Origin of the sequence: Salmonella sp. JXY0409-18, assembly GCF_020268625.1 — a bacterium.
Lineage (GTDB): Bacteria > Pseudomonadota > Gammaproteobacteria > Enterobacterales > Enterobacteriaceae > Salmonella > Salmonella enterica.
The window spans coordinates 2,922,311-2,946,883 of sequence record NZ_CP084216.1; the positions used below are offsets into that span (position 1 = coordinate 2,922,311).

The window sequence follows — 24,573 nt, forward strand, 5'->3', positions numbered from 1 at the left end:
CTTATTCCCGGTAAATTCCTGTGGTAGGGGTATCCCCGGCATATCCCCAGGCGCGATACATCCCTTCGCTGTTAAACGGCAACGCGACATTACCTTCGTGATCAACGGCGATTAATCCACCGCTGCCGCCCAGCGCCGGTAATTTTTCCATCACCACGCGCTCACAGGCATCGGCAAGGCTGAGTCCGCCATATTCCATCAATGCGGCGATATCGTAAGCCGCGAGCGTGCGAATAAAGACCTCTCCCGTTCCGGTACAGGAAACGGCGACGCTGGCGTTGTTGGCATAACACCCTGCGCCGACCAGCGGGCTGTCGCCGACGCGCCCGGGCAATTTATTGGTCATCCCACCGGTAGACGTTGCCGCCGCCAGATTGCCGAATTTATCCCGCGCCACCGCGCCGACTGTACCCATTTTTTTCGTTTCGTCCAGCGGCGCGCCGCTGTGATCGAGCGCCATTTCGCCCGCCGCACGCGCCGCCAGCAATTGCTCGTAACGCGCCGGGGTGGAAAAGATATCCGGCGAAACGCGCGCCATCCCCTGTGAAAAGGCAAAGTTTTCCGCCCCTTCCCCCACCATGAGTACATGCGGGCTGCGCTCCATCACCAGTCTGGCGGCGAGCACAGGATGGCGAACATGACTCACGCCCGCGACGGCTCCGGCTTTCAGGGTATTGCCGTCCATCACGCAGGCATCCAGTTCATGAGTCCCGTCTCGGGTATAGACCGCGCCGATACCCGCATTGAAGAGCGGACACGCTTCCAGCAGGCGCACCGCTTCCGTCACTACATCAAGCGCGCTGTCACCTGCTTCCAGCATCTTTTGCCCGCTTTCGACAATCTCTGACAGCGCCTGGATATAGCGTAGCTCCTGCTCATGGCTCATTTGCGCGCGAGCAATCGCGCCTGCGCCGCCGTGAATCGCAATCACTGCTTTATTCATTTTTAGGGTCCATTAACGGTGGCACACAACTTTTACTATAACTATCAGAATTGTTGTGAGTTATTCATTCGATTTTTGAATATAGAAAGATGCGTAAGGTATGTAAAGGCGCAAGGCCGTCTCTAAGACCGAGGTAGCATACTGCCCGCCACTGTTTTCTGACATAATAGCCGGATTCGATTTTGCCTCGCAGGAGTATGTTCATGGAATTTTCCGCCGGATTGATGCCGCTTGAAACGGCGCTGACCCAGATGCTTTCACGTATTACCCCGCTCACCGCCGTAGAAACGTTGCCGCTGGTGAACTGCTTTGGCCGCATCCTGGCGACCGATATCGTTTCTCCCCTCGATGTCCCCGGCTTTGATAATTCAGCTATGGATGGTTATGCAGTACGCGTGGCGGATTTGTCCGCCGATAAGCCGCTGCCCGTCGCCGGCAAAGCATTTGCCGGTCAGCCTTACCAGGGAGAGTGGCCTGCGGGCACCTGCATTCGCATTATGACCGGCGCCCCGGTACCGGCAGGTTGCGAGGCGGTAGTTATGCAAGAGCAGACGGAACAAACCGATGATGGCGTGCGTTTTACCGCCGATGTTCGTTGCGGACAAAACATCCGCCGCCGCGGCGAGGATATTCGCCAGGATGCGGTGGTCTTTCCGGCCGGTACGCGCCTGACTACTGCCGAACTGCCGGTGCTGGCGTCGCTGGGAATTGCCGATGCGCAGGTTGTACGTAAAGTGCGCGTAGCGCTGTTCTCGACCGGCGACGAGCTCCAGCTTCCGGGCCAGCCGCTGGAGGCGGGACAAATTTATGACACTAACCGTTTAACCATACATTTGATGCTGCAACAGCTTGGCTGCGAAGTGATCAATTTAGGCATTATTCCTGACGATCCTGGTAAGCTCCGCGCCGCGTTTATCGACGCCGACAGCCAGGCCGATGTAGTGATAAGCTCCGGCGGCGTCTCGGTTGGTGAAGCGGACTATACCAAAACCATCCTTGAGGAGTTGGGCGAAATCGCCTTCTGGAAGCTGGCTATCAAGCCAGGCAAACCGTTTGCCTTCGGCAAACTCAGTAATAGCTGGTTCTGTGGCCTGCCGGGGAATCCAGTCTCTGCGGCGCTCACTTTTTATCAACTGGTTCAGCCTTTACTGGCGAAGCTTGGCGGCAACACGGCAAGCGCTGTACCGCCGCGCCAGCGTGTACGCACAGCATCTCGCCTGAAGAAAACGCCGGGGCGTCTCGATTTCCAGCGCGGCATCCTGCAACGTAGCGCCAACGGCGAACTGGAGGTCACGACCACCGGGCACCAGGGTTCACATATTTTCAGCTCGTTTAGTCTGGGCAACTGCTTTATTGTGCTGGAGCGTGAACGCGGCAATGTTGAGCCGGGAGAATGGGTGGAAGTCGAGCCGTTTAATGCTCTGTTCGGAGGCCTGTAATGGCGGAACTTAGCGACCAGGAGATGCTGCGCTATAACCGACAAATTATTCTGCGCGGCTTCGATTTTGAAGGGCAGGAAGCGTTAAAAGATGCGCGGGTATTAGTGGTCGGGCTGGGCGGACTCGGCTGCGCGGCAACGCAGTATCTGGCCGGCGCTGGCGTCGGGCAACTGACGCTACTCGATTTTGATACCGTTTCCGTTTCCAATCTCCAGCGTCAAACCTTGCACAGCGACGCCACGGTCGGGCAGCCAAAGGTAGAGTCCGCCCGCGACGCGCTGGCGCGAATCAACCCGCATATTACCATTACGCCCGTTAACGCGCGGCTGGACGACGACGCCATGACCAGCCTGATTGCCGGGCATTCGCTGGTACTGGACTGTACCGATAACGTTAGCGTACGTAATCAACTTAACGCCGGGTGCTATACCGCGAAAGTGCCGCTAATCTCCGGCGCGGCAATTCGTATGGAAGGACAAGTTACCGTCTTTACGTATCGGGAAAACGAACCCTGTTACCGCTGCCTGAGCCGTCTGTTTGGCGAAAACGCTCTGACCTGCGTAGAGGCAGGGGTGATGGCGCCGCTGATTGGCGTGATCGGTTCGCTACAGGCAATGGAGGCCATTAAGCTGCTGGCGCATTACGGTCAGCCTGCCAGCGGAAAAATCGTCATGTACGATGCGATGACCTGTCAGTTCCGCGAAATGAAGTTGATGCGCAACCCCGGCTGTGAGGTCTGCGGTCAGTAGTCACTTTACGGATAAACATACCGAAGCACGGTTTATGGCCGTGCTGTATCAACAGATAATTACTGTCATCAGACGCAAAGCCAGCTTACCCAAGCTCCGACTGACGATCGGCTCAAGCAGCGCGGCATCATCTTAAACGCCATATCACAGCCTCAAACCGTGATGTTGTACCTCATTTAACGCCTCTTTATCAGAACCTCTCCATTCGTTGACGCACATCAAGATAACTTTCATTCGAAAGTAATTTAATCTTTATATGAAATAAGAGAGGCCGTTTATGATCTTCAATATTCAGCGCTATTCTACCCACGATGGCCCCGGTATCCGTACCGTAGTATTTTTCAAAGGCTGTTCGTTGGGCTGTCGCTGGTGCCAGAACCCGGAAAGCCGCGCCCGCACTCAGGATCTGTTATACGACGCGCGACTGTGTCTCGAAGGATGCGACCTGTGCGCGCAAGCCGCGCCGGACGTCATTGAGCGCGCGCTAAACGGCCTGCTCATCCATCGCGAGAAACTGACCGACGCCCATTTTTCCGTCCTGGCGCATTGCTGCCCCACACAGGCGTTAACCGTGTGCGGCGAAATAAAAAGCGTGGATGAGATCATGGCGACGGTACTGCGCGATAAACCTTTTTACGATCGCAGCGGCGGCGGTCTTACGCTTTCCGGCGGCGAACCGTTTATGCAGCCGGAGCTGGCGGCAGAGCTGTTTAAAGCCAGCCATGACGCCGGTATTCATACTGCGGTTGAGACCTGTCTGCATGTCCCATGGAAATACATTGCGCCCTCACTGCCTTATATCGATCTGTTTCTGGCTGATTTAAAGCATGTCGCCGACGGGCCGTTTAAGCAGTGGACCGATGGCAGCGCCTCGCGGGTGCTGGAAAATCTCAGGAAACTCGCCGCCGCGGGCAAAAAAATGGTGATTCGCGTCCCGCTGATTCAGGGATTTAATGCCGATGAGGAGGCCATTAAAGCCATTACCGACTTTGCCGCCGACGAACTGCACGTCGGGGAAATTCATTTTCTGCCCTACCACACGCTGGGCATCAATAAATACCACTTACTCAGTCAGCCCTATCATGCCCCGGATAAACCACTGGATGCGCCGGCGTTACTTGATTTTGCCCAGAAGTACGCCTGCCAAAAAGGTTTAACCGCGACCCTACGAGGATAATTATCATGACCCAACTGAAACTGGACACGCTCAGTGACCGCATTAAGGCGCACAAAACCGCGCTGGTACATATCGTGAAACCGCCGGTCTGTACCGAGCGCGCACAGCATTATACCGAAATGTATCAGCAGCATCTGGATAAACCGATTCCGGTACGCCGCGCGCTGGCGCTGGCCCATCACCTGGCGGAACGCACTATCTGGATAAAACACGATGAACTGATCGTCGGCAACCAGGCAAGTGAAGTCCGCGCCGCGCCGATTTTCCCGGAATATACCGTCTCGTGGATTGAAAAAGAGATCGACGACCTGGCAGACCGGCCCGGCGCAGGTTTTTCCGTAAGTGAAGAAAACAAGCGTATTCTGCACGACGTCTGTCCGTGGTGGCGCGGTCAAACCGTCCAGGATCGCTGCTACGGCATGTTTACCGATGAACAAAAAGGGCTTCTGGCGACTGGCATTATCAAAGCCGAAGGCAATATGACCTCCGGTGACGCGCACCTGGCGGTGAACTTCCCGCTGCTGCTGGAAAAAGGGCTTGATGGCCTGCGCGATAAAGTCGCCGAGCGCCGCTCACGCATCAACCTGACCGTGCTGGAAGATCTGCATGGCGAGCAGTTCCTGAAGGCGATTGATATTGTGCTGGACGCGGTAAGCCAGCACATCACGCGCTTTGCCGCGCTGGCGCGCCAGATGGCGGGCGAAGAGTCCCGTGAAAGCCGTCGTAAAGAGCTACTTACCATCGCCGAAAACTGCGAGGTGATCGCCCACCAACCGCCGCAGACCTTCTGGCAAGCACTGCAATTGTGCTACTTCATCCAGCTGATTCTACAAATTGAGTCTAACGGGCACTCGGTGTCATTTGGTCGTATGGACCAGTATCTTTATCCCTATTATCGTCGCGATGTCGAACTAAACCAGACGCTGGATCGTGAGCACGCCATTGAACTGCTGCACAGCTGCTGGCTGAAACTACTGGAAGTAAACAAGATCCGTTCCGGTTCGCACTCTAAAGCTTCCGCGGGCAGCCCGCTGTATCAAAACGTCACCATTGGCGGTCAGAATCTCATCAACGGTCAGCCAGTGGACGCAGTGAATCCGCTGTCTTACGCCATTCTGGAGTCCTGTGGACGTCTGCGTTCTACCCAGCCCAACCTCAGTGTGCGTTATCACGCCGGAATGAGTAACGATTTCCTTGACGCCTGCGTCCAGGTCATCCGCTGCGGCTTTGGGATGCCGGCGTTTAACAATGATGAAATCGTCATCCCGGAATTTATCAAGTTGGGGATCGAACCGCAGGACGCTTACGATTACGCGGCGATCGGCTGTATCGAAACCGCCGTTGGCGGGAAATGGGGTTATCGCTGCACCGGCATGAGCTTTATTAACTTCGCCCGCGTCATGCTGGCGGCGCTGGAAGGCGGTCGCGACGCCACCAGCGGCAAGGTATTTCTGCCGCAGGAAAAGGCGCTCTCCGCAGGCAACTTTAACAATTTTGACGAAGTGATGGCCGCCTGGGATACCCAAATTCGCTACTACACGAGCAAATCGATCGAAATTGAGTATGTGGTCGACACCATGCTGGAAGAGAACGTCCACGATATTCTCTGCTCAGCGCTGGTAGATGACTGTATTGAGCGAGCGAAAAGTATCAAGCAAGGCGGCGCGAAATATGACTGGGTATCCGGTCTGCAGGTCGGTATCGCCAACCTGGGCAACAGCCTCGCCGCCGTGAAAAAACTGGTCTTCGAACAGGGCGTTATCGGTCAACAGCAGCTTGCCGCCGCGCTGGCCGATGACTTCGACGGTCTGACTCACGAGCAGTTGCGCCAGCGTCTGATTAACGGCGCGCCGAAGTACGGTAACGACGATGACAGTGTCGATACCCTGCTGGCGCGCGCTTATCAGACCTATATTGATGAGCTGAAGCAATATCATAACCCGCGCTATGGTCGTGGCCCTGTCGGCGGCAACTATTACGCCGGTACGTCCTCTATCTCAGCAAACGTGCCATTTGGCGCCGCGACCATGGCTACCCCGGACGGTCGCAAAGCGCATACACCGCTGGCGGAAGGCGCAAGCCCTGCATCAGGTACGGATCATCTCGGCCCGACGGCGGTGATTGGTTCCGTAGGCAAATTACCTACCGGTTCCATTCTCGGCGGCGTGCTGCTCAACCAGAAACTGAACCCAACGACGCTGGAAAACGAATCCGACAAACAGAAACTGATGGTTCTGCTACGGACGTTCTTTGAGGTGCATAAAGGCTGGCATATTCAGTACAACATCGTGTCACGCGAAACGCTGCTGGATGCGAAAAAACATCCGGACCAGTACCGCGATCTGGTCGTGCGTGTGGCAGGCTACTCCGCCTTCTTCACCGCGCTGTCGCCGGATGCGCAGGACGATATCATCGCCCGTACCGAACATATGCTGTAATTTGCCCTGGCGCCATCGGCAATATGTCCGAATTGCCTGATGGCGCTACGCTTAACAGGCCTGCGCAGGCCTGTTAATCAGAAGGGATCGGTGCCGTCAAGCACGGCCTGAATGACGTTGAGCGCGCCTTGATGGTTATTATCATCAGTGTGATAGCGTGAAAGCGCTTTGATATTGTCTGCGGCATTGCCCATGGCAAAAGAGTAATGCGCCATTTTCAACATTTCCGCATCATTACCGCTGTCGCCAATGGCGACGACATTCTGTGGCGACCTGTTCCAGCGCTTTAACAGACGACTGATGCCATTCGCTTTATGCAGTCCCGGGATAATCAGGTCGATAAAACCGAAGCCGCTGGTGACGGGCTTCATGATGCCATCCAGAGATACGTGCAGTTTGTCGATAACCAGCGGAATTTGTTCATCAGGCAAATTCAGGGAGAACTTAAACAGGATATCGTCAATGTCGTGATAATCGTTTACCGGCTGCAGGCGGTGATAATGTTTGGCCATCAGCGCCACGAAAGCCTCGGGAGCGTTTTTGCTGACATAAGCGCTTTTCAGACCACAGGCGACGAAGTTAAGCTGCTTATCCTTCAGCAGTTCGCCAATCACAATACGCGATTCATGCCGGGTTAGCTCCCCGTGAAACAACTGTTTGCCATGTTCATACACCAGCGCGCCATTTTCTGCGACGAAGGAAATTTCGTCTTTCAGCTCGGGGAAGAAGGAGATCAACTGGTAGTACTGATTACCGCTAGCGACCACAAATTCGATATTACGTTTTTTCAGTTCCTGGTATTGCGCCATGAAGCGTACACGATCGTACTGCTTGGCATCGTCGAGAAAAGTGCCGTCCATATCGGTAACGACAACGTTAACGGTCATACTTAAGCTCCTGGCTGTAACTGCGACCAGAAACATTTTAATAACAATGTGAGCAGAACCACAAATTTATTTCGAATGAAAAGTGGCTGAACGAAAGGAATAGCCGCATAAGACATTAAGGCGTCCTGGCCACCTTACGTTTTCCTCTCGCTTCCCTCTTTGTGTTCCCCTGCAATATTTTAAACTTGCATTAACCTTATTTTAACTTAAAGTATCACATGTAACTAATTTTACTTTCGAACGAAAGATGATGAGGTTGATATGACGACTCCTTTTACCCACGAAACGCTGCCCGCCGACCCAAAAGCGGCCATTCGTCAGATGAAGCAGGCGCTACGCGCGCAAATCGGCGACGTACAGGCGGTGTTCGACCGTTTGAGTGCCACCATAGCAGCCCGGGTGGCGGAAATTAACGATCTGAAAGCGCAGGGACAGCCGGTATGGCCAATTATCCCTTTTAGCGAACTGGCGATGGGCAACATTAGCGATGCCACCCGCGCCGAGGTTAAGCGCCGTGGGTGCGCGGTGATTAAAGGTCATTTTCCACGCGAACAGGCGCTGGCGTGGGACCAGTCGATGCTCGACTATCTGGACAAGAACCATTTTGACGAGGTGTATAAAGGACCGGGGGATAATTTTTTCGGTACGCTGAGCGCCTCCCGGCCTGAAATCTATCCTGTCTACTGGTCGCAGGCGCAAATGCAGGCCCGCCAAAGTGAAGAGATGGCGCTGGCGCAGTCGTTCCTCAACCGTCTGTGGCAGGTAGAGCACGACGGCAAGCGATGGTTTAATCCGGATATCAGCATCATTTATCCGGATCGCATCCGTCGCCGCCCGCCAGGCACCACATCCAAAGGACTGGGAGCGCATACCGACTCCGGCGCGCTGGAACGCTGGCTGCTACCAGCCTATCAGCAGGTATTCGCCAGCGTGTTTAACGGCAACGTCGAGCAGTACGATCCGTGGAATGCGGCGCACCGTACCGACGTTGAAGAGTATACGGTGGATAACACCACCAAATGTTCGGTATTTCGCACCTTCCAGGGCTGGACTGCGCTCTCCGATATGCTGCCCGGTCAGGGGTTGCTTCATGTCGTCCCTATCCCGGAGGCGATGGCGTATATTCTGCTGCGCCCGCTGCTGGATGATGTCCCGGAAGATGAATTATGCGGCGTCGCGCCGGGCCGGGTGCTGCCGATTTCTGAACAGTGGCATCCTTTACTGATGGCGGCGTTAACCAGCATTCCGCCACTGGAAGCCGGGGATTCCGTGTGGTGGCATTGCGATGTCATCCACTCCGTCGCCCCCGTAGAAAATCAGCAGGGCTGGGGCAATGTGATGTACATTCCTGCCGCGCCAATGTGTGAGAAAAATCTGGCCTATGCGCGTAAGGTGAAAGCGGCGCTGGAGACAGGCGCATCACCGGGCGATTTCCCGCGCGAGGACTATGAAACCACCTGGGAAGGGCGCTTCACGCTGCGCGATCTGAATATTCACGGTAAACGGGCATTAGGTATGGACGTTTGACGGTCGTACCGCCCTGCCCGCTCACCTGCGGTGTGCCCTTTACCTGGGCGCACCCGTCTTACCGAACCGACGCGCCAGGATACGTTGGCCCGGTAAGCACCGCGCCACCGGGCGTCAGTGTTTAGCTTTCAATCCCTTTACTACGCAAATAATCGTCGTAGTTGCCGCTGAAGTCCACCACGCGCTCTGGCGTAATTTCAATGACGCGGGTTGCCAGCGAGCTGACGAACTCACGGTCGTGCGAAACAAAGATCAGCGTGCCCTGATACAGCTCCAGCGCCATATTCAGCGATTCGATCGACTCCATATCCAGGTGGTTAGTCGGTTCGTCCATAATCAGGATATTCGGCTTTTGCATCATCAGTTTGCCGAAAAGCATACGGCCCTTCTCGCCACCGGAAAGGACTTTCGCAGGCTTTTTGATATCATCCTGGCTAAATAGCAGGCGGCCCAGAATACTGCGCACTGCCTGCTCGTCGTCGCCTTCCTGCTTCCACTGACTCATCCATTCAAACACCGTCAGGTCATTTTCGAATTCATATTCGTGGTCCTGCGCGTAGTAACCAATACGCGCGTTTTCCGACCATTTAACGGTGCCATGATCGGCGTCCAGATCGCCAACCAGCGTCTTCAGCAGCGTAGATTTACCCACGCCATTGGTGCCGAGTACCGCCAGCTTCTCGCCGACTTCGAGCAGCAAATTGACATTTTTAAACAGCGGACCGTTATCAAAACCTTTCGTCAGCGCTTCCACTTCCAGAGCGTTACGGAACAGTTTTTTATCCTGCTCAAAACGGATGAACGGGTTCTGACGGCTGGAGGCTTTCACCTCTTCCAGCTTGATTTTATCAATCTGCCGCGCGCGCGACGTTGCCTGACGCGATTTAGAGGCATTGGCGCTAAAACGGCTAACAAAAGATTGCAGCTCGGCAATTTGCGCTTTTTTCTTCGCATTATCGGCCAACAGACGTTCACGCGCCTGAGTCGCCGCCGTCATATACTCATCATAGTTACCCGGATAGACGCGCAAGTCGCCGTAATCCAGATCCGCCATATGCGTACAAACCATGTTCAGGAAGTGACGGTCGTGCGAAATGATAATCATCGTGCTATCGCGCTCGTTCAGCACCTGCTCCAGCCAACGGATAGTATCAATATCCAGGTTGTTGGTCGGTTCGTCGAGCAACAGGATGTCCGGGTTAGAGAATAACGCCTGCGCCAGCAGCACACGCAATTTCCAGCCTGGCGCGACTTCACTCATCAGACCGTAATGCTGCTCCAGCGGGATGCCCACCCCCAACAGCAGTTCGCCTGCACGCGCCTCAGCGGAATAACCGTCCATCTCGCCGTATTTTACTTCCAGATCGGCGACTTTATAGCCGTCTTCTTCGCTCATTTCCGGCAAAGCGTAGATACGGTCGCGCTCCTGCTTGACTTCCCACAATTCGCCATGCCCCATAATGACAGTATCAAGTACGGTGAATGCTTCAAAAGCGAACTGGTCCTGACGCAGCTTACCGATGCGCTCATTCGGATCGAGGGAAACATTGCCCAGCGTCGGCTCCAGGTCGCCGCCGAGGATTTTCATAAAAGTGGACTTTCCGCTACCGTTGGCGCCGATCAGGCCGTAACGGTTGCCGCCGCCAAATTTGACGGAAATGTTTTCGAACAGCGGCTTACTGCCGAACTGCATGGTAACGTTGCTGGAAACTAACACAGGCTTATCCTGAAAAAAGATGTGACAAACCGCTTATTATGCCACAAGTCTGAAATAAGATCGCGCCCTGTACAAAGGGCTACACTGAACCGTAAGGGGAAAAAAACGTGATTTCGTACACATCTGAATTCCCTGTTTACTGGAATGCACCTATAATGCGCTCCCAACATGACAGAATTCTCAACCTACTAGCCTGCTTGGCACAGAATCTCGCATAACATGAATATGAAATTAACAACGCTTTTCGCGGCGGCTTTCGCTGTAGTTGGTTTTTGTAAAACAGCCTCAGCAGTCACTTACCCGCTGCCTACCGATGGTAGCCGTTTAATTGGGCAAAATCAGGTCATCACCGTGCCGGAGGGCAATACCCAGCCGCTGGAGTATTTTGCCGCGGAGTATCAGATGGGGCTGTCCAACATGCTGGAAGCCAACCCGGGCGTGGATACCTTCCTGCCGAAGGGCGGTACCGTGCTGAATATTCCGCAGCAGCTGATCCTGCCGGATACCGTACACGAAGGCATTATCATCAATAGCGCGGAAATGCGCCTCTATTACTACCCGAAAGGCACAAACACCGTTATAGTCCTGCCGATTGGGATCGGTCAGTTAGGTAAAGACACGCCTATCAACTGGACGACCAAAGTTGAACGTAAAAAAGCCGGTCCGACCTGGACGCCTACGGCAAAAATGCACGCTGAATATCGCGCCGCCGGCGAGCCGCTGCCTGCCGTCGTGCCTGCGGGCCCGGATAACCCGATGGGCCTGTACGCGCTGTACATTGGTCGCCTGTATGCTATTCACGGCACCAACGCCAACTTCGGCATCGGGCTTCGCGTGAGCCACGGCTGCGTGCGTCTGCGCAACGACGATATCAAATTCCTGTTTGAAAATGTGCCGGTCGGCACCCGCGTGCAGTTTATCGATGAACCGGTAAAAGCCACCACCGAGCCGGACGGTAGCCGTTACATTGAGGTGCATAACCCGCTGTCAACGACGGAAGCGCAGTTTGAAGGTAAGGAAGCGGTGCCGATCACGCTTAATAAGAGTATCCTGGCCGTCACCAACGAGCCTGACGTTGATCAGGCCGTCGTACAACAGGCGGTTCAGGATCGTTCCGGGATGCCGGTTCGTCTGAACTGACAGACTCTGCCTGCGAAGCCCGATAGACACTATCGGGCTTCTCTTACGGCATCAGTTGCAATAATCCATATCCCACCAGCGCCGCCCATGCCAGCATCGGCAGCGAATAGAAATGAAATCGCCACCAGATTCGGCGATCGTTCGCCATCCGTAAAGCAATAAGATTTGCCAGCGACCCCGGCAGCAGTCCAAACCCGCCGATATTCACCGCCCACGCCAGCAGCGTCGAGGCCGGTACATAGTTCAGCAGGAGAATGGTACTGGGCACATTACTGATAACCTGCGACAGGCCGATAGCGGTTAGCCAAAGTCCCAAGTGAGACAGTGCGCCAACCTGGTTGAAAACGCCCTGCAACGCCGGCAATTGCGTTAGCAGATGGACATCAATAAACATCGCCATAAATACCAGCAGCAGCGTCCAGTCCACGCTGACTATCACCCTGCGCGCCAGCACAATAAACCCAGCCGCCACCAACACCAGTCCCCATAACTCTTGCCTGAGCTCCAGCGCGGTAAGAAAAACGACATATAATCCCAGGCAACTCCACACCAGACGGGGCTGCCACTGCGGCGAACGCGTACCGGTATGATACTGTAACGCCCTACCCGGAAAACAAAACCAGCACAGGAGCAGTAACGTCAGCATCATCATGACGGCAAGCGGCGCCATTTGCCCGCTAAATTCAGCAAAGCTTAAGCCGGAGCGTCCCCATAACAGAATATTTTGCGGATTACCGACAGGCGTCAGCAGCGAACCGGCGTTCACCGCCAACGCTTCAAAAATAATCAATCGGTTGACCGGAATCGCGCACAGTTTTTTTAACGTTATCGTCAGCGGCACAACGATAAACAGCGCGACATCGTTTGTCAGAAAGGTCGACAGCGCCGCCGCAGCCAGCACCAGGAACATCGCCAGTTGCCGCTCGGTATGAAATCGGCGCGTCATCTTGCGTCCCAGCACATCAAAATAGCCGCTCAGCTCAACGCCTTTAGTAAGCAACATTAACCCGCTGAGGGTAATAATGGTGTGCCAGTCAATCGCGCCAGGCCAGGCGCGAGGCGCAAAAGGAACAAACAGGCTTAACGCCATCCCCACAATGATCAACAACTGAAAAAAACGGTCACGCCGCAGCGCTCGTAAAAAGGCCAGATTCATTCTACAGATGTTCCATGCTGCTGCGTGAAGGCCAAAAAGGCATCCAATGTCTCCTGGCTGACATGGTGTTCCATCCCTTCCGCATCACGACGCGCGATCTCCGGACTTACGCCTAATACCAGTAAAAAATTTTCGACAATTTGATGCCGCTCGCGGCTTTCCTGCGCCAGCTTCTCCCCTTCCGGCGTCAGAAAAACGCCGCGCCAGGGGATCATTTGAATAAATCCTAACGATGCCAGGCGCTTAAGCATTTTGGCCACAGTCGGCTGGGAGACGCCGAGCCGCGCCGCCATATCCACCTGACGCGCTTCCCCTACCTCAATAATTAAATCGGAAATCAGCTCAACGTAATCGTCTATCAACTCACGGCGATGCGCCTCTCTGACCTGACGAAATCCTTCAACGTGTTCTTCTACGTTCACCAATTGCGTCACTTTTTTTGTTGTTGGCGTACCTGCGCGACGACCCATTTTGCTTCCTCGTTTCTGTGACGCGTTAACGCGCCAGCTGACAGAGCGCTCATTGTAAACCAGAGTTGTCCGGGCACAAAAAATTAACGTTTTAGCAATAGCTATAAAACATAGCCTGTGCTATATCTGTATGTAATGCAGACATCCCTCACGGATCGATGGGATAGAAACATCAGGAGGTTTATATGAACGAATTTAAGAGGTGTATACGCGTGTTCAGTCACTCTCCCTTTAAAGTCCGGTTAATGCTGCTCTCTATGTTGTGCGATATGATCAACGGCAAACCGGAACAGGATAACCCTTCCACGAAATAACGCGGCGGTGCGGTACGCCGCTTTATTTTGCATCCTCAACGGAAATGGCGCCCATTTCCCCTGTTTTTTTGTGGTTTTGCTATTCTCTTCGCAAAACATTTTCTTTCCGGCGGTTGACCTTCTTACCCGCACGCTCTATCTTCTGGCAGCCCTGAATATTTTGCGACTCGCCGTTGCGAACCCAATACCTTTTTTACGCATAATCAGGCAGGTAATGACCCTTCGCGCCAGGGTTAGCACATGGCGTTTTTGCAATAGTGGCATATGAATTCAACCCTTATCGATTCACTTCTCGCCCGTCGTCGGGCTGTAAGCCCGTGGACGGGCCTCTACTTTTTACAGTCGCTGCTGATTAACCTCGCGCTCGGCTATCCCTTTAGCCTGCTTTATACCGCGGCGTTTACCTGCCTGTTGCTGCTGCTCTGGCGCTACCTGCCTCGCGGACAAAAAGCGCTGCTCGGCATCTGTTCGCTGGTAGCCGCTTGCTATTTTCCCTTTGGCCAGGCTTACGGCGCGCCGAACTTTAATACGCTGCTGGCGCTGCACTCCACCAATATGGAAGAGTCGAGCGAAATCCTGACCATCTTCCCGTGGTATAGCTACCTGACCGGACTTTTTATTTTTGCGCTGGGTATTATTGCGCTTCGCCGCCGAAAAGAAGAGGTCAGGCCGCGCTGGAATAGCCTCGACAGCCTGTGCCTGCTGATTAGCGTCGCGGCATTTTTCGTCGCGCCGGTACAAAATCTGGCGTGGGGCGGCGTTTTTAAGGTTATTGATACCGGCTATCCGGTTTTTCGCTTCGCCAAAGACGTTATCGTCAATAACAACGAAGTCATTGAAGAGCAGCACCGTATGGCGCAGCTATCCGGCATAAAAGATAGCTGGACGGTTACTGCGGTGAAACCCAGATATCACATCTATGTCGTGGTGATTGGTGAAAGCGCGCGACGGGATGCCATGGGCGCTTTCGGCGGCCACTGGGATAATACCCCCTTCGCCAGCCATGTGAATGGCGACTTCTTTATGGATTACATCGCCGCCAGCGGCTCAACGCAAAAATCGCTTGGTTTAACGCTCAATCGCGTGGTGGATAACAAACCGCAGTATCAGGATAACTTCGTCACGCTGGCTAACCGCGCCGGTTTTCAGACATGGTGGTTTTCCAATCAGGGGCAAATCGGCGAATACGACACGGCCATCGCCAGTATCGCCAAACGCGCCGATGAAGCGCATTTCCTGAAAAACGGCGATTTTGAAGCGGATAAAAATACTCGCGACGACGCGCTGTTAACCATGACGGCGCAGGTATTGGCGACAGAACGCACGCAACCGCAGTTGATTGTGTTGCATTTAATGGGATCGCATCCCCAGGCCTGCGACCGTACTCAGGGAAAATACGCGACGTTTGTCCAGTCGAAAGAGACGTCTTGTTATTTATACACCATGACGCAAACCGACGATTTGCTCCGTCAGCTCTATACTCAGCTTCGTCATAGCGGCGACAGTTTTTCGCTCGTCTATTTCTCCGATCACGGGCTGGCGTTTAAAGAGCGCGGCAAAGCGGTACAGTACCTGGCGCATGACGACAAATTCCAGCAAAACTTCCAGGTGCCGTTTATGGTGCTATCCAGCGACAGTAAAGCGCATCGGATCATTAAAGCTCGCCGTTCTGCGAACGATTTCCTGAGTTTTTTCTCGCAATGGACAGGAATTAGCGCTAAAGAGATCAAAAATCGCTATCGATTTATTTCGGAACAGAAAGCCGGGCCCGTTTATATCACCAATTTCAAATTACAAAAAGTGGACTATAACCATCTGGGCAGCGATATTTTTTCACTAAAATAATGCATGTTTCAGGCAAAAAAAATCCGCCCCGAAAGGCGGATTTTTCATTTTCACCGACGTGATTAGAAGCGGTAACCCACGCCAGCAATCCAGGTACCAACGTCAACGCTACGAATACGGCTCTGCTCGTAAGAGAAGTCCAGAGCAACATTTTCCATCGGGTTGAATTGCAGACCAGCGCCATAGGAGAAGCCATAATCGCTGGTGTCATGTTTGTAGGTTGGGTAATCGGTCGTCTGGAATTTACCGTAACCCACACCGACTACGCCGTAGATGCTCGCCCAATCGTTCAGACGGTAAGCCGGGCCGGCAGTGATGCCGTAGTACTGACCTTTGTTGTAATCGCCCGCACCGTTAGTACGATCTTTTTCGGTGTAGGTGAAGGAACCGATTACGCCCAGCGGGTTGTCGTCCTGCTCGTAACGATACTTCAGGTTGAAACCGCTCATTTTATTCGCTACGCCCTGCGCGTCGCTCTGAGCGTAACCACCGGTAACGGTAGAAGTAGCAGCTACTGCAGTACCTGCGGAAAAAGCCAGAACAGCGGCCAGTGCTGAAAGACATGCAATTTTTTTCATAACCACCTCAAATGTGCTTCAAGTAAGTCCTAAGTTTTAAATATATCAAAAATTAATGGGAAACTCTTTGCGATTCACGGTGTCTAAGGGCGCCTTTCATGTAACAGAACGTTTCCATATCGCGCTATCTTATTCAATTAACATCACTTTTCCGGCTGATTGCACCAATAATGCGCGTGCGGCGCGATACATTCATCCAGATTATTCCTAAACTAACAGTCTATTTATCCATCAATTTAAGTTCATTTTATGGAATCCTGGAAATTTTTTTTCAACGAATCCTCAACCGCCGCGGGGAATTTCCATTACACTGCCACCTTTACTCGTACTGACATTTTTTGACAGGAGAAAGGATGCCGGGGTCAACACGTAAACTACCAGTATGGTTGCCCATTTTGGTTTTGCTCATTGCCATGTCCTCTATTCAGAGTGGCGCTTCACTGGCGAAATCATTATTTCCTCTTGTCGGCGCGCCGGGCGTAACGGCGCTTCGTCTGGCGTTGGGAACGCTTATCCTTATCGCCTTTTTCAAACCCTGGCGTTTGCGTTTTGCCAAAGAGCAGCGGCTGCCTTTACTGTTTTATGGTCTGTCGCTGGGCGGGATGAACTATCTATTCTATCTGTCGATTCAGACGGTGCCGTTGGGTATTGCGGTCGCGCTGGAATTTACCGGCCCTCTGGCGGTCGCGCTGTTTTCATCCCGGCGGCCGGTAGATTTTATTTGGGTCGTACTGGCTGTACTTGGACTCTGGTTCCTGCTGCCATTAGGACAAGATATGTCTCACGTCGATCTTACCGGGGCCGCGTTAGCGCTCGGCGCTGGCGCCTGTTGGGCTGTCTATATTCTTACCGGCCAGCGAGCAGGCGCGGAACATGGTCCGGCCACGGTGGCGGTAGGCTCGCTGATTGCCGCCATCATTTTCGTGCCGATTGGCGCAGTTCAGGCTGGCGACGCGCTATGGCACTGGTCGATTCTTCCCTTAGGGTTAGCGGTCGCTGTGCTTTCTACGGCGCTGCCTTATTCACTGGAAATGATTGCGCTGACGCGTCTACCAACCCGCACCTTCGGTACGCTGATGAGCATGGAACCCGCGCTGGCCGCCGTTTCCGGGATGATTTTTCTGGGCGAAACGCTTACGGGTATACAAATCATGGCCCTGTGCGCCATCATTGCCGCCTCAATGGGATCTACCCTAACGATTCGCCGCGAACCGCAAATTAAACAAGTTGACGTAAAATAGTTTCTTATTCTGCATGATGTGCATAATCATGCAGAATATCACCTCGTTATTCACCTTTTATTATCGCGCTATTACTTCGTCATTTTTTGTCATATTTTTTCTCATTTTTTACATTAAAATGAGAATTATTACCCAACAAACAACAAGCTCACCTAACCAATTGATTTACAATCAAAATAAATATTAAATCTTGTCTGTACTATTAAAGTGATAGGTAAATTCAAAAAAGCAAAGTTAAAAACCGGTGCTATACTAATTTTCGTTAATTACCTGGGACACAAACATCAAGAGGATATGAGATTATGAGTACCGCTAAACTGGTAAAAACAAAAGCGTCTAATCTGCTTTATACCCGTAACGATGTATCAGAGAGCGATAAAAAAGCGACGGTTGAGTTGCTTAATCGTCAGGTGATCCAGTTCATTGACCTGTCGCTGATCACGAAACAGGCCCACTGGAACATGCGCGGTGCTAACTTTATTGCCGTTCATGAGATGCTGGATGGCTTCCGTACCGCACTGACCGACCATCTGGATACTATGGCCGAGCGCGCCGTACAGCTTGGCGGTGTGGCGTTAGGCACCACGCAAGTTATCAACAGCAAAACACCGCTGAAAAGCTATCCGCTCGATATCCATAACGTGCAGGATCACTTAAAAGAACTGGCCGATCGCTACGCTGTTGTCGCTAATGATGTTCGCAAAGCTATCGGTGAAGCCAAAGATGAAGACACTGCCGATATCTTTACCGCCGCATCACGCGACCTCGATAAATTCCTGTGGTTTATCGAATCCAACATCGAATAAATCTATCTCTACCCTGAATACTTCGAGTTGCAGGAAGGTACAAACGCAGCGAATCCGCAGGAGCCTGACTTCCGTCGGTCACTGAAGCGAACGCACCTGCAACTTGATGTACACAGGTATATAAGTCATCCCTATACCCCTGCCTGTCACAGGGGTTTTGCACTTAAATAGTGCACACGTCTTGTACTCCCCCTCAATAAAAGTGAATTATTTGTAATAATTACATCACACAATCGTTAATTAAAGATTGTTTTAACAACAATTTTTACGCTAAATAGACCCTGTATCTCTACTTTGTTATTCATGCACTAAATCAGTGCCCCGAAACGGTGCGGCATACTGGTTTTGCCCGACTTATTGTGCACAGGAATGATTCATGCTTCTGTTAAAACAATGAGTTACATAATTGGCATGATTTTTTCATTACGCTACATGTTCTCGCAGGGGATCGCCCCGTGGATAGAAAAGGAAATGCTATGAAGTCTCTATTAAAAGTTTCACTGGCTGCACTTACCCTGGCTTTTGCGGTGTCTTCGCACGCCGCGGATAAGAAACTCGTTGTGGCAACCGATACGGCGTTCGTTCCGTTTGAATTTAAACAGGGCGACAAATACGTCGGTTTTGATGTTGATCTGTGGGACGCTATCGCGAAAGAACTGAAGCTGGACTACACCCTGAAACCGATGGATTTCAGCGGCATTATTCCGGCATTACAAACCAAAAATATCGATCTGGCGCTGGCGGGTATTACGATTACAGACGAGCGTAAAAAAGCGATCGATTTTTCCGATGGCTATTACAAAAGCGGTCTGCTCGTGATGGTGAAAGCCAACAATAACGACATTAAAAGCGTTAAAGACCTCGATGGCAAAGTCGTTGCCGTGAAGAGCGGAACCGGGTCGGTGGATTACGCGAAAGCGAATATCAAAACCAAAGACCTGCGTCAGTTCCCGAACATTGATAACGCGTACATGGAATTAGGCACCAACCGCGCAGACGCCGTTCTGCACGATACGCCGAACATCCTGTACTTTATCAAAACCGCAGGCAACGGCCAGTTCAAGGCGGTAGGCGAATCGCTGGAAGCACAGCAATACGGAGTTGCCTTCCCGAAAGGCAGCGATGAACTGCGCGAGAAAGTCAACGGCGCGCTGAAAACGCTGCGTGAGAATGGCACCTATAACGAAATCTACAAAAAATGGTTCGGTACAGAACCTAAATAAAACGACCTGATGTTGGCTTGTGGCCCGGTAGTGAGGACGCTCACCGGGCCTACAGCTCTTTTCCGTGACGGATAAGACACTTTCACGCCATTTCCGCGCCGGATAGAGCATTTGACTATTTACACCACGGTAACAGGAACGACATATGCAGTTTGACTGGAGCGCCATCTGGCCCGCCATTCCGCTTTTGCTTGAGGGCGCTAAAATGACCCTGTGGATCTCGGTCCTCGGTCTGGCTGGCGGCCTGGTTATTGGACTGGCGGCAGGTTTTGCCCGTACGTTTGGCGGCTGGTTCGCCAACCACATCGCCCTGGTTTTCATTGAAATTATTCGCGGCACGCCCATCGTTGTCCAGGTCATGTTTATCTACTTTGCCCTGCCGATGGCATTTAATGATTTGCGTATTGATCCGTTCAGCGCAGCGGTCGTGACAATTATGATTAACTCCGGCGCTTATATCGCGGAAATTACTCGCGGCGCAGTACTATCCATTCACAAAGGTTTTCGCGAAGCGGGTCTGGCGCTGGGCCTTTCTCGCCGGGAAACCATCCGCCATGTTATTTTACCGCTTGCTCTGCGCCGTATGCTGCCGCCGCTGGGCAACCAGTGGATCATTAGCATCAAAGACACCTCGTTGTTTATTGTTATCGGCGTAGCCGAGCTGACCCGTCAGGGCCAGGAAATTATTGCCGGTAACTTTCGCGCCCTGGAAATCTGGAGCGCCGTGGCCGTCTTCTATTTGATCATTACGCTGGTGCTGAGCTTTATTTTGCGTCGTCTTGAAAGAAGGATGAAAATCCTGTGATTGAATTTAAAAACGTCTCCAAGCACTTTGGCCCCACCCAGGTGCTGCATAACATTGATTTAAACATCCGTCAGGGCGAAGTGGTTGTGATTATCGGCCCTTCCGGTTCGGGTAAATCCACGTTATTACGCTGTATCAATAAACTGGAAGAGATCACCTCCGGCGATCTGATTGTCGATGGTCTGAAAGTCAACGATCCTAAAGTAGACGAACGGCTGATTCGCCAGGAAGCCGGCATGGTGTTTCAACAGTTTTATCTGTTCCCGCATCTGACCGCGCTCGAAAACGTGATGTTCGGTCCTCTGCGCGTGCGCGGCGTAAAGAAAGAAGAAGCGGAAAAACAGGCGAAAGCTCTGTTAGCGAAAGTTGGACTGGCGGAACGGGCGCACCACTACCCCTCCGAGCTTTCCGGCGGTCAACAACAGCGCGTCGCCATTGCCCGAGCGCTGGCCGTGAAGCCGAAAATGATGCTCTTTGACGAGCCAACCTCCGCTCTGGACCCTGAACTGCGCCATGAAGTGCTGAAAGTCATGCAGGATCTGGCGGAAGAAGGCATGACCATGGTCATTGTCACTCACGAAATCGGCTTTGCCGAAAAAGTCGCCTCACGGCTGATTTTCATCGATAAAGGCCGTATTGCCGAAGATGGCAGCCCGCAGGCGTTGATCGAAAACCCGCCAAGCCCACGTTTACAGGAATTTTTACAGCACGTCTCCTGAGATATCGCCCTTCCTGCCCTGCGGCAGGGAGGGCATCATGGAATAGTCCCATTTCATTTTCCCTCCCCTGCGCCATCTATACTTAGTGTTTTGCGTCTCTTTTCTCACTGGAGGAGTCATGCGGTGGACCCTGTTCATCCTTTTTTGTCTACTGGGCGCGCCTGCCCATGCGGTCGCCATACCCGGCGTGACCACGGGGACATCAACCAGCCAGCAAGCAGCGCCAGAGCCCAGTCCTGAACAAAAAAAAGCGGCCTATGCGGTCCTGGCTGACGTACTGGAGAACGAGGCTTCACGTAACGAATTAATAGCGCAACTCCGCGAAGCCTCAACCACGCCGCCGACCGAGCCGGCGCCAGCGCTTGCGCCGCCTGCGGCCAAAGATGAGAAAACGGTACTGGAGAACGTCACCACCGTTACCCGTCAGTACGGCGATGCTTTCGCTACCCGTTTCGCCCAGCTTTATCGCAACATCACCGATGCGCCGCACAAGCCGTTTAACTCGCAAACCTTCACCAACGCGTTAACCCACTTTTTATTTCTGGCCGTCGCGGTATTTGGTTTTTATAGCGTGATACGGCTTTGCGCCCTGCCGTTATATCGAAAAATGGGCCTGTGGGCACGCAAGAAAAACCGTGAACGCAGCAACTGGTTACAGCTCCCGGCGATGATCGTCGGCGCGTTTATTATCGACCTCCTGCTACTGGCGCTCACCTTATTTATCGGTCAGATGCTCAGTGATAATTTCCATGCGGGAAGTCGAACTATCGCTTTTCAGCAAAGCCTGTTCCTGAATGCCTTCGCGCTAATAGAGTTCTTTAAAGCGATTCTGCGGCTTATTTTTTGCCCTAATGTACCGGAATTACGCCCATTCGCGATTCAGGATGCGACAGCGCGTTACTGGAATCGCCGTATGAGTTCGCTTAGCAGTTTGATTGGCTACGGGCTGATTGTTGCCGTTCCGATTATTTCCAATCAGGTGAATGTTCAGGTTGGCGCGATGGCTAATGTGGCGATCATGCTCTGCATCACCATCTGGGCGCTGTACCTGATCTTTAAAAACAAAGCGGAGATTACGCAACATTTATTAAGCCTGGCGGAACGATCATTAGCCTTTTTTAGCCTGTTTATCCGCGCCTTTGCGCTGGTGTGGCACTGGCTGGCCAGCGCTTACTTTATCGTGCTGTTTTTCTTCTCGTTATTCGACCCAGGCAATAGCCTGAAGTTTATGATGGGCGCGACCGTGCGCAGTCTGGCGATTATTGGCATCGCCGCGTTTATCTCCGGCATGTTTACCCGCTGGATAGCGAAAACCATCACCCTGTCGCCCCATACGCAGCGCAATTACCCGGAATTACAAAAGCGGCTTAACGGCTGGCTCTCCTCGGCGCTAAAAGTCGCACGCTTTTTGACCGTCTGCGTCGCCGTTATGCTGTTGCTCAACGCCTGGGGGTTATTCGATTTCTGGCACTGGCTACATTATGGCGCGGGGGAAAAGATGGTCGATATCCTCATCCGTATCGCGTTAATCTTATTCTTCTCCGCCGTGGGATGGACGATTCTCGCCAGTCTGATTGAGAATCGCCTGGCCTCCGATATTCATGGTCGCCCGCTACCCAGCGCCCGCACGCGCACGCTGCTGACGCTGTTCCGCAATGCGCTGGCAGTGATTATCAGTACCATAACCATCATGATCGTGTTATCGGAAATCGGCGTCAATATCGCGCCATTGCTGGCTGGCGCGGGGGCGTTAGGTCTGGCTATCTCTTTCGGTTCGCAAACCCTGGTGAAAGATATTATTACCGGCGTCTTTATTCAGTTTGAAAACGGGATGAATACCGGCGACTTAGTCACCATAGGCCCGCTGACGGGGACGGTCGAAAGAATGTCGATTCGTTCCGTCGGCGTGCGGCAGGATACCGGGGCATACCATATTATCCCGTGGTCCTCGATCACCACTTTCGCCAACTTTGTGCGCGGTATCGGCTCTGTTGTCGCCAACTATGACGTGGATCGCCATGAGGATGCGGATAAAGCGAATCAGGCGCTGAAAGACGCGGTAACGGCGCTGATGGAGACGGAGGATATTCGCGGGCTGATTATCGGCGAACCCACGTTCGCCGGTATTGTCGGTTTAACAAACACGGCGTTTACTTTACGCGTATCGTTCACCACCCTACCGCTCAAGCAGTGGACGGTGCGTTTTGCCCTTGATAGCCAGGTGAAAAAGCATTTTGATCTGGCTAATGTGCGCGCGCCGGTGCAAACGTATCAGGTTCTGCCCGCCCCCACCGGCGGCCCGTCGTCTGATTCGCTGCCGCCGCGCGAACCGACGATTTAGCGTTTGCGGGTGATAAAACGGCGACGCTGGTCGTCATCCATAAAGGTCCAGGCAATAAAGCGGCTTTGCTTTTGCCCCTGGGCCATCTCTTTTTTCACCACTTTCACCGCGCCAGCCTCCGTCAACGCCCGGTAAAGCGGCGGTAAATTCTCGCCGCGCGACACCAACGTCGTAAACCACAACACCTGACGGCGGAAGGATTGGCTTTCAGCAATCATTTTTTTAATAAAGGCGACTTCGCCGCCTTCGCACCATAGCTCCTGCTGTTGACCGCCAAAGTTCAGCGCATCATCTTTATTCTGCCCCAAATTGCGGCGCTTACGCTCGCTGCCCGCGCGAGCTGCGGCGGCGGAGTCGTGAAAAGGCGGGTTACAAAGCGTTGCGTCATAAAATTCATTTTTATGAATGATACCGGTAAAAATGGCCGCCGGATCTTTTTGCCGACGCAGACGAATGGCGCGGCTTAACCCCGTATTAGCCTGAATGATAGCCTGCGCGCTGGACATCGCTGCGTCGCTGACTTCACTACCGGTAAATCGCCAGCCATATTCATGAACGCCGATAAGCGGATAAATACAATTGGCGCCCACGCCCACGTCCAGAATAGTTGCCTGCGCCGGAATACTCCCTGTCGTTTCGCCAAGCAGATCCGCCAGATGATGGATATAATCCGCACGGCCAGGCACTGGCGGACATAAAAACCCTGGCGGAATGTCCCAGTGTGTGACGGCATAAAAATGCGCCAGCAACGCCTTATTGAGCGCTTTTACCGCTTGCGGATTAGCAAAATCAACGCTTTGTTCACCGGCGGGCGTGCGGATAAGAAAGGACGTCAATTCCGGCGTGGTCTGACACAGTGCGGCGAGATCATAACGGTGTTGATGGCGGTTGCGCGGGTGTAACCCCGATTTCTGGGCGGACATGGCATTCTCCTTTTAGCAGCGGCGTAAGATACCCGTATAACGCCACGGGGTAAATATACCACCGCGAATTCCCTGCCTCGCTCGTTTGATCGGATATCTGAATGACATTGGTTCTGCTCATGGTCTGAAAAGATC

General features: G+C 53.0%; 21 protein-coding genes. 14 read left to right on the forward strand and 7 right to left on the reverse strand.

Going from position 1 to position 24,573, the window contains the following annotated elements:
- Position 1 precedes the first annotated feature (1 nt).
- Entirely contained in the window at positions 2–943 is a 942-nt protein-coding gene (gene iaaA, locus LDB27_RS14180; protein ID WP_001030503.1) for a beta-aspartyl-peptidase, read from the reverse strand.
- 203 nt (positions 944–1,146) lie between these two features.
- Here iaaA and moeA point away from each other — a divergent pair, with 203 nt between their 5' ends.
- From moeA to LDB27_RS14200, 4 genes are all read left to right on the forward strand, one after another.
- Positions 1,147–2,382 carry a molybdopterin molybdotransferase MoeA gene (moeA, locus tag LDB27_RS14185; RefSeq protein ID WP_000395790.1) on the forward strand — a complete coding sequence of 412 codons (1,236 nt, stop codon included), beginning with the start codon at positions 1,147–1,149 and terminating at the stop codon, positions 2,380–2,382.
- The gene (gene moeB, locus LDB27_RS14190; RefSeq protein WP_000829280.1) at positions 2,382–3,131 is read left to right on the forward strand and encodes a molybdopterin-synthase adenylyltransferase MoeB; all 750 of its coding nucleotides are present in this window, start codon (positions 2,382–2,384) and stop codon (positions 3,129–3,131) included. The genes moeA and moeB overlap by 1 nt, the downstream gene beginning before the upstream one ends.
- Before the next feature lie 277 nt (positions 3,132–3,408).
- Positions 3,409–4,308 carry a glycyl-radical enzyme activating protein gene (locus LDB27_RS14195; RefSeq protein ID WP_000576941.1) on the forward strand — a complete coding sequence of 300 codons (900 nt, stop codon included), beginning with the start codon at positions 3,409–3,411 and terminating at the stop codon, positions 4,306–4,308.
- 5 nt (positions 4,309–4,313) lie between these two features.
- A complete protein-coding gene (locus LDB27_RS14200; RefSeq protein ID WP_225519854.1) occupies positions 4,314–6,746 on the forward strand; it encodes a glycyl radical protein in 2,433 nt (810 codons plus the stop codon).
- 77 nt (positions 6,747–6,823) lie between these two features.
- On the opposite strand, the gene LDB27_RS14205 is transcribed toward LDB27_RS14200, so the two are convergent.
- The gene (locus tag LDB27_RS14205; RefSeq protein WP_000217907.1) at positions 6,824–7,633 is read right to left on the reverse strand and encodes a Cof-type HAD-IIB family hydrolase; all 810 of its coding nucleotides are present in this window, start codon (positions 7,631–7,633) and stop codon (positions 6,824–6,826) included.
- A 261-nt stretch (positions 7,634–7,894) separates the two neighbouring features.
- On the opposite strand from LDB27_RS14205, the gene LDB27_RS14210 reads away from it, so the two are divergent.
- On the forward strand, positions 7,895–9,160 hold the full coding sequence (locus LDB27_RS14210) for a DUF1479 domain-containing protein (RefSeq protein ID WP_000210951.1): 1,266 nt from the start codon (positions 7,895–7,897) through the stop codon (positions 9,158–9,160).
- 121 nt (positions 9,161–9,281) lie between these two features.
- Here the strand turns inward: LDB27_RS14210 and LDB27_RS14215 are convergent, their stop codons facing one another.
- Positions 9,282–10,877 carry an ABC-F family ATPase gene (locus tag LDB27_RS14215; protein WP_000961434.1) on the reverse strand — a complete coding sequence of 532 codons (1,596 nt, stop codon included), beginning with the start codon at positions 10,875–10,877 and terminating at the stop codon, positions 9,282–9,284.
- A 219-nt stretch (positions 10,878–11,096) separates the two neighbouring features.
- Between LDB27_RS14215 and ldtB the strand changes: the two genes are divergently transcribed.
- Entirely contained in the window at positions 11,097–12,017 is a 921-nt protein-coding gene (gene ldtB, locus LDB27_RS14220; RefSeq protein ID WP_001056401.1) for a L,D-transpeptidase, read from the forward strand.
- 43 nt (positions 12,018–12,060) lie between these two features.
- Here the strand turns inward: ldtB and LDB27_RS14225 are convergent, their stop codons facing one another.
- Both LDB27_RS14225 and mntR read right to left on the reverse strand, forming a co-directional pair.
- Positions 12,061–13,173 carry an anion transporter gene (locus tag LDB27_RS14225; protein WP_001046518.1) on the reverse strand — a complete coding sequence of 371 codons (1,113 nt, stop codon included), beginning with the start codon at positions 13,171–13,173 and terminating at the stop codon, positions 12,061–12,063.
- Complete coding sequence (gene mntR / locus LDB27_RS14230) at positions 13,170–13,643, reverse strand: manganese-binding transcriptional regulator MntR (protein WP_000533543.1); 474 nt, start codon at positions 13,641–13,643, stop codon at positions 13,170–13,172. The genes LDB27_RS14225 and mntR overlap by 4 nt, the downstream gene beginning before the upstream one ends.
- A gap of 185 nt (positions 13,644–13,828) precedes the next feature.
- Between mntR and mntS the strand changes: the two genes are divergently transcribed.
- Together mntS and LDB27_RS14240 are read left to right on the forward strand one after the other, a co-directional pair.
- On the forward strand, positions 13,829–13,957 hold the full coding sequence (gene mntS / locus LDB27_RS14235) for a manganase accumulation protein MntS (RefSeq protein WP_001001755.1): 129 nt from the start codon (positions 13,829–13,831) through the stop codon (positions 13,955–13,957).
- 264 nt (positions 13,958–14,221) lie between these two features.
- Positions 14,222–15,802, forward strand: coding sequence for a phosphoethanolamine transferase (locus LDB27_RS14240; protein ID WP_001089332.1), 1,581 nt, complete (start codon positions 14,222–14,224; stop codon positions 15,800–15,802).
- A 62-nt stretch (positions 15,803–15,864) separates the two neighbouring features.
- Here the strand turns inward: LDB27_RS14240 and ompX are convergent, their stop codons facing one another.
- Complete coding sequence (gene ompX / locus LDB27_RS14245; RefSeq protein WP_000716763.1) at positions 15,865–16,380, reverse strand: outer membrane protein OmpX; 516 nt, start codon at positions 16,378–16,380, stop codon at positions 15,865–15,867.
- A 353-nt stretch (positions 16,381–16,733) separates the two neighbouring features.
- Here ompX and rhtA point away from each other — a divergent pair, with 353 nt between their 5' ends.
- The 6 genes from rhtA (at position 16,734) to ybiO (ending at position 23,515) form a co-directional block, all read left to right on the forward strand.
- Complete coding sequence (rhtA, locus tag LDB27_RS14250) at positions 16,734–17,621, forward strand: threonine/homoserine exporter RhtA (protein ID WP_001119555.1); 888 nt, start codon at positions 16,734–16,736, stop codon at positions 17,619–17,621.
- Between the two features lie 302 nt (positions 17,622–17,923).
- Complete coding sequence (dps, locus tag LDB27_RS14255) at positions 17,924–18,427, forward strand: DNA starvation/stationary phase protection protein Dps (RefSeq protein WP_000100805.1); 504 nt, start codon at positions 17,924–17,926, stop codon at positions 18,425–18,427.
- 476 nt (positions 18,428–18,903) lie between these two features.
- Positions 18,904–19,650 carry a glutamine ABC transporter substrate-binding protein GlnH gene (glnH, locus tag LDB27_RS14260; RefSeq protein WP_000838671.1) on the forward strand — a complete coding sequence of 249 codons (747 nt, stop codon included), beginning with the start codon at positions 18,904–18,906 and terminating at the stop codon, positions 19,648–19,650.
- A gap of 145 nt (positions 19,651–19,795) precedes the next feature.
- Positions 19,796–20,455 (forward strand): glutamine ABC transporter permease GlnP, encoded by a 660-nt coding sequence (gene glnP, locus LDB27_RS14265; RefSeq protein WP_001159076.1) that lies wholly within the window; start codon positions 19,796–19,798, stop codon positions 20,453–20,455.
- A complete protein-coding gene (gene glnQ, locus LDB27_RS14270; protein WP_000569093.1) occupies positions 20,452–21,174 on the forward strand; it encodes a glutamine ABC transporter ATP-binding protein GlnQ in 723 nt (240 codons plus the stop codon). Before glnP ends, glnQ begins: the two co-directional genes overlap by 4 nt.
- Positions 21,175–21,292: 118 nt before the next feature.
- Positions 21,293–23,515 (forward strand): mechanosensitive channel protein, encoded by a 2,223-nt coding sequence (gene ybiO / locus LDB27_RS14275; protein ID WP_001267720.1) that lies wholly within the window; start codon positions 21,293–21,295, stop codon positions 23,513–23,515.
- On the opposite strand, the gene rlmF is transcribed toward ybiO, so the two are convergent.
- Entirely contained in the window at positions 23,512–24,438 is a 927-nt protein-coding gene (gene rlmF / locus LDB27_RS14280; protein ID WP_001275974.1) for a 23S rRNA (adenine(1618)-N(6))-methyltransferase RlmF, read from the reverse strand. The two genes, ybiO and rlmF, sit on opposite strands and share 4 nt — an antisense overlap.
- Positions 24,439–24,573: the final 135 nt, after the last annotated feature.